The organism is Cellulomonas iranensis NBRC 101100 = JCM 18110 (assembly GCF_001552375.1).
Classification (GTDB): Bacteria; Actinomycetota; Actinomycetes; order Actinomycetales; family Cellulomonadaceae; genus Cellulomonas; species Cellulomonas iranensis.
The window spans coordinates 1-5,372 of the sequence record NZ_BCRB01000139.1 but is presented as its reverse complement, the minus strand read 5'-3'; the positions used below and the strand labels follow the sequence as shown (position 1 = coordinate 5,372).

The following is a 5,372-nucleotide window of genomic DNA, read 5'->3' as shown; positions in this document are numbered from 1 at the left end:
ATGGTGTCGAGCTCGGATCAGGTCCACCCCCGTGGGTCTGGTTCGGGGATGATGCCAGTTGATGCCCTCTTTCGAGGGGGTTCTTTGTGGTGTCTGTTGCTTGCTGGTCTTCGGGCTGGTGAGTGGCTGATGAACATTCACGGAGAGTTTGATTCTGGCTCAGGACGAACGCTGGCGGCGTGCTTAACACATGCAAGTCGAACGGTGAACCCCAGCTTGCTGGGGGGATCAGTGGCGAACGGGTGAGTAACACGTGAGTAACCTGCCCTTCACTCTGGGATAAGCCTTGGAAACGGGGTCTAATACCGGATACGAGACGCACGGGCATCTGTAGCGTCTGGAAAGATTTATCGGTGAAGGATGGACTCGCGGCCTATCAGCTTGTTGGTGGGGTAATGGCCTACCAAGGCGACGACGGGTAGCCGGCCTGAGAGGGCGACCGGCCACACTGGGACTGAGACACGGCCCAGACTCCTACGGGAGGCAGCAGTGGGGAATATTGCACAATGGGCGCAAGCCTGATGCAGCGACGCCGCGTGCGGGATGACGGCCTTCGGGTTGTAAACCGCTTTCAGCAGGGAAGAAGCGAGAGTGACGGTACCTGCAGAAGAAGCGCCGGCTAACTACGTGCCAGCAGCCGCGGTAATACGTAGGGCGCAAGCGTTGTCCGGAATTATTGGGCGTAAAGAGCTCGTAGGCGGTTTGTCGCGTCTGCTGTGAAAACCTCAGGCTCAACCTGGGGCTTGCAGTGGGTACGGGCAGACTAGAGTGCGGTAGGGGTGACTGGAATTCCTGGTGTAGCGGTGGAATGCGCAGATATCAGGAGGAACACCGATGGCGAAGGCAGGTCACTGGGCCGCAACTGACGCTGAGGAGCGAAAGCATGGGGAGCGAACAGGATTAGATACCCTGGTAGTCCATGCCGTAAACGTTGGGCACTAGGTGTGGGGTCCATTCCACGGATTCCGTGCCGCAGCAAACGCATTAAGTGCCCCGCCTGGGGAGTACGGCCGCAAGGCTAAAACTCAAAGAAATTGACGGGGGCCCGCACAAGCGGCGGAGCATGCGGATTAATTCGATGCAACGCGAAGAACCTTACCAAGGCTTGACATACACCGGAAACGTGCAGAGATGTGCGCCCCGCAAGGTCGGTGTACAGGTGGTGCATGGTTGTCGTCAGCTCGTGTCGTGAGATGTTGGGTTAAGTCCCGCAACGAGCGCAACCCTCGTCCCATGTTGCCAGCGGGTTATGCCGGGGACTCATGGGAGACTGCCGGGGTCAACTCGGAGGAAGGTGGGGATGACGTCAAATCATCATGCCCCTTATGTCTTGGGCTTCACGCATGCTACAATGGCCGGTACAAAGGGCTGCGATACCGCGAGGTGGAGCGAATCCCAAAAAGCCGGTCTCAGTTCGGATTGGGGTCTGCAACTCGACCCCATGAAGTCGGAGTCGCTAGTAATCGCAGATCAGCAACGCTGCGGTGAATACGTTCCCGGGCCTTGTACACACCGCCCGTCAAGTCATGAAAGTCGGTAACACCCGAAGCCGATGGCCCAACCTTTTGGGGGGAGTCGTCGAAGGTGGGACTGGCGATTAGGACTAAGTCGTAACAAGGTAGCCGTACCGGAAGGTGCGGCTGGATCACCTCCTTTCTAAGGAGCATCTGGCAGCTGGTCGTCCTGTCATGGGGCGGGGTGGTTGTCCAGGCCCACGCTCGGTCCGAACGCGGCCGGGGTGGTGCTCAAGGGTGGAACATCGACTACTGGCCGACTCGTTGGGTCGGTGGCTCCTAGTACGCCGTCAGGTTCGCCTGGTGGGAGGGAACGGATGCTCACCGGTTCGGTGCGGGTCGGCCTGGCACGCTGTTGGGTCCTGAGGGAACAGCCCGTGAGGGGGTGTTGCCTTGGTCGGGACCTTCGGTCCGGTCGAACCGCTGGATCCGCGCTGGTGTCGCCCTGCAAGGGGTGGCGCGGGTGTGGGTGAGGTAGGCGCCGGGGGCTGGGGGTGACCGGTGGTTGCTTGAGAACTGCACAGTGGACGCGAGCATCTTTGAATGATCTTTGTGGTCAAGTTTATAAGTGCACAGGGTGGATGCCTTGGCACCAGGAGCCGAAGAAGGACGTAGTAGCCTGCGATAAGCCTCGGGGAGTTGGCAAACGAACCGTGATCCGAGGATTTCCGAATGGGGAAACCCCGCCACAGTCATGTGTGGTGACCCTCACCTGAATATATAGGGTGAGTGGAGGGAACGCCGGGAAGTGAAACATCTCAGTACCGGCAGGAAGAGATATTCCGTGAGTAGTGGCGAGCGAAAGCGGATCAGGCCAAACCGTGCGCGTGTGATAGCCGGCAGGCGTTGCGCGTACGGGGTTGTGGGACCTTTCCGTTGCTTCTGCCGAAGCAGCAGGGAGTTACAAAGTCGCGTCATAGTCGAAGGGCATTGAAAGGCCCGGCACAGAGGGTGTTACCCCCGTAGACGAAATGGCGTGGCCTCCCGAAGGGGATCCCAAGTAGCTCCGGGCCCGAGAAACCCGGAGTGAATCTGCACAGACCACTGTGTAAGCCTAAATACTACCTGGTGACCGATAGCGGACAAGTACCGTGAGGGAAAGGTGAAAAGTACCCCGGGAGGGGAGTGAAATAGTACCTGAAACCGTGTGCATACAATCCGTCGGAGCCTCCCTAGCAGGGGTGACGGCGTGCCTTTTGAAGAATGAGCCTGCGAGTTAGTGGTACGTGGCGAGGTTAACCCGTGTGGGGAAGCCGTAGCGAAAGCGAGTCCGAATAGGGCGTCTTTAGTCGCGTGCTCTAGACCCGAAGCGAAGTGATCTAGCCATGGGCAGGGTGAAGCGCGGGTAAGACCGCGTGGAGGCCCGAACCCACCAGGGTTGAAAACCTGGGGGATGACCTGTGGTTAGGGGTGAAAGGCCAATCAAACTTCGTGATAGCTGGTTCTCCCCGAAATGCATTTAGGTGCAGCGTCACGCGTTTCTTGCCGGAGGTAGAGCTACTGGATAGCCGATGGGCCCCACCAGGTTACTGACGTTAGCCAAACTCCGAATGCCGGTAAGCCAGAGCGTGGCAGTGAGACTGCGGGGGATAAGCTCCGTAGTCGAGAGGGAAACAGCCCAGACCACCAGCTAAGGCCCCTAAGCGTGTGCTAAGTGGGAAAGGATGTGGAGTTGCACAGACAACCAGGAGGTTGGCTTAGAAGCAGCCACCCTTGAAAGAGTGCGTAATAGCTCACTGGTCAAGTGATTCCGCGCCGACAATGTAGCGGGGCTCAAGCACACCGCCGAAGCTGTGGCATTCACACTCGAGACAAGCCTTCGTGGTTCAGTCGTGTGGATGGGTAGGGGAGCGTCGTGCCGCCAGCGAAGCCGCGGGGAAACCCAGTGGTGGAGGCGGCACGAGTGAGAATGCAGGCATGAGTAGCGAATGACGGGTGAGAAACCCGTCCGCCGAATGACCAAGGGTTCCAGGGCCAGGCTAATCCGCCCTGGGTAAGTCGGGACCTAAGGCGAGGCCGACAGGCGTAGTCGATGGACAACGGGTTGATATTCCCGTACCGGCGAAGAACCGCCCATACCGAGCCCGGTGATGCTAACCGTCCGAGCCTGCCCCATCGTCCTTCGGGACACCGGGGCAGGGGAGCACGGGACCCGAACCGGTAGTAGGTAAGCGTATTAACAGGAGTGACGCAGGAAGGCAGCCCAGCGTGGCGATGGTAGTCCACGTCCAAGGTCGTAGGGTCAGGTGTAGGCAAATCCGCACCTGGTGAAGCCTGAGAACCGACGGGTACCGCGTATGCGGGAAATGGGTGATCCTATGCTGCCAAGAAAAGCTTCGACGCGAGGTTCTAGCCGCCCGTACCCCAAACCGACTCAGGTGGTCAGGTAGAGAATACCAAGGCGATCGAGAGAATCGTGGTTAAGGAACTCGGCAAAATGCCCCCGTAACTTCGGGAGAAGGGGGGCCTCAAGCGTGATCCACCCTTGCGGTGGTGAGCGTGGAGGGCCGCAGAGACCAGGGAGAAGCGACTGTTTACTAAAAACACAGGTCCGTGCGAAGTCGCAAGACGATGTATACGGACTGACGCCTGCCCGGTGCTGGAAGGTTAAGAGGACGGGTCAGCTCTTCGGAGCGAAGCTCAGAATTTAAGCCCCAGTAAACGGCGGTGGTAACTATAACCATCCTAAGGTAGCGAAATTCCTTGTCGGGTAAGTTCCGACCTGCACGAATGGCGTAACGACTTCTCCGCTGTCTCAACCGCGAACTCGGCGAAATTGCACTACGAGTAAAGATGCTCGTTACGCGCAGCAGGACGGAAAGACCCCGGGACCTTTACTATAGCTTGGTATTGGTGTTCGGTGCGGCTTGTGTAGGATAGGTGGGAGACTGTGAAGCCGGCACGCCAGTGTCGGTGGAGTCAACGTTGAAATACCACTCTGGTCGCTCTGGACATCTAACCTCGGTCCGTAATCCGGATCAGGGACAGTGCCTGGTGGGTAGTTTAACTGGGGCGGTTGCCTCCTAAAATGTAACGGAGGCGCTCAAAGGTTCCCTCAGCCTGGTTGGCAATCAGGTGGCGAGTGCAAGTGCACAAGGGAGCTTGACTGTGAGACTGACAGGTCGAGCAGGGACGAAAGTCGGAACTAGTGATCCGGCGGTGGCTTGTGGAAGCGCCGTCGCTCAACGGATAAAAGGTACCCCGGGGATAACAGGCTGATCTTGCCCAAGAGTCCATATCGACGGCATGGTTTGGCACCTCGATGTCGGCTCGTCGCATCCTGGGGCTGGAGCAGGTCCCAAGGGTTGGGCTGTTCGCCCATTAAAGCGGTACGCGAGCTGGGTTTAGAACGTCGTGAGACAGTTCGGTCCCTATCCGCTGCGCGCGCAGGAAACTTGAGAAGGGCTGTCCCTAGTACGAGAGGACCGGGACGGACGAACCTCTGGTGTGCCAGTTGTTCCGCCAGGAGCACGGCTGGTTGGCTACGTTCGGAAGGGATAACCGCTGAAAGCATCTAAGCGGGAAGCCTGCTTCAAGATGAGGTTTCCACGGGGCTCGTCCCCGAGAGGCTCCCAGCTAGACCACTGGGTAGATAGGCCGGATGTGGAAGGCAGGACTCAAGACTGCCGCAGCTGACCGGTACTAATAAGCCGACAACTTGACTAACTCATTCATTGCTACGCGTCCACTGTGCGGTTCCCGAGAAACCAACGGGAACCCGTTGACAACTCGACAGCGTTACGGCGGTCATAGCGAAGGGGAAACGCCCGGTCCCATTCCGAACCCGGAAGCTAAGCCCTTCAGCGCCGATGGTACTGCACTCGCCAGGGTGTGGGAGAGTAGGACGCCGCCGGACAA

General features: G+C 58.6%; 3 rRNA genes. All 3 read left to right on the top strand.

From position 1 onward, the window contains the following. Positions 1-136: 136 nt before the first annotated feature. The 3 genes from CS2_RS17505 (at position 137) to rrf (ending at position 5,370) form a co-directional block, all read left to right on the top strand. Positions 137-1,656, top strand: a 16S ribosomal RNA gene (locus tag CS2_RS17505). A gap of 412 nt (positions 1,657-2,068) precedes the next feature. Further along, positions 2,069-5,180 (top strand): 23S ribosomal RNA (locus CS2_RS17500). Between the two features lie 73 nt (positions 5,181-5,253). Continuing rightward, positions 5,254-5,370: ribosomal RNA gene (gene rrf, locus CS2_RS17495) — 5S ribosomal RNA — on the top strand. The 16S, 23S and 5S rRNA genes sit together here, the layout of an rRNA operon. Positions 5,371-5,372: the final 2 nt, after the last annotated feature.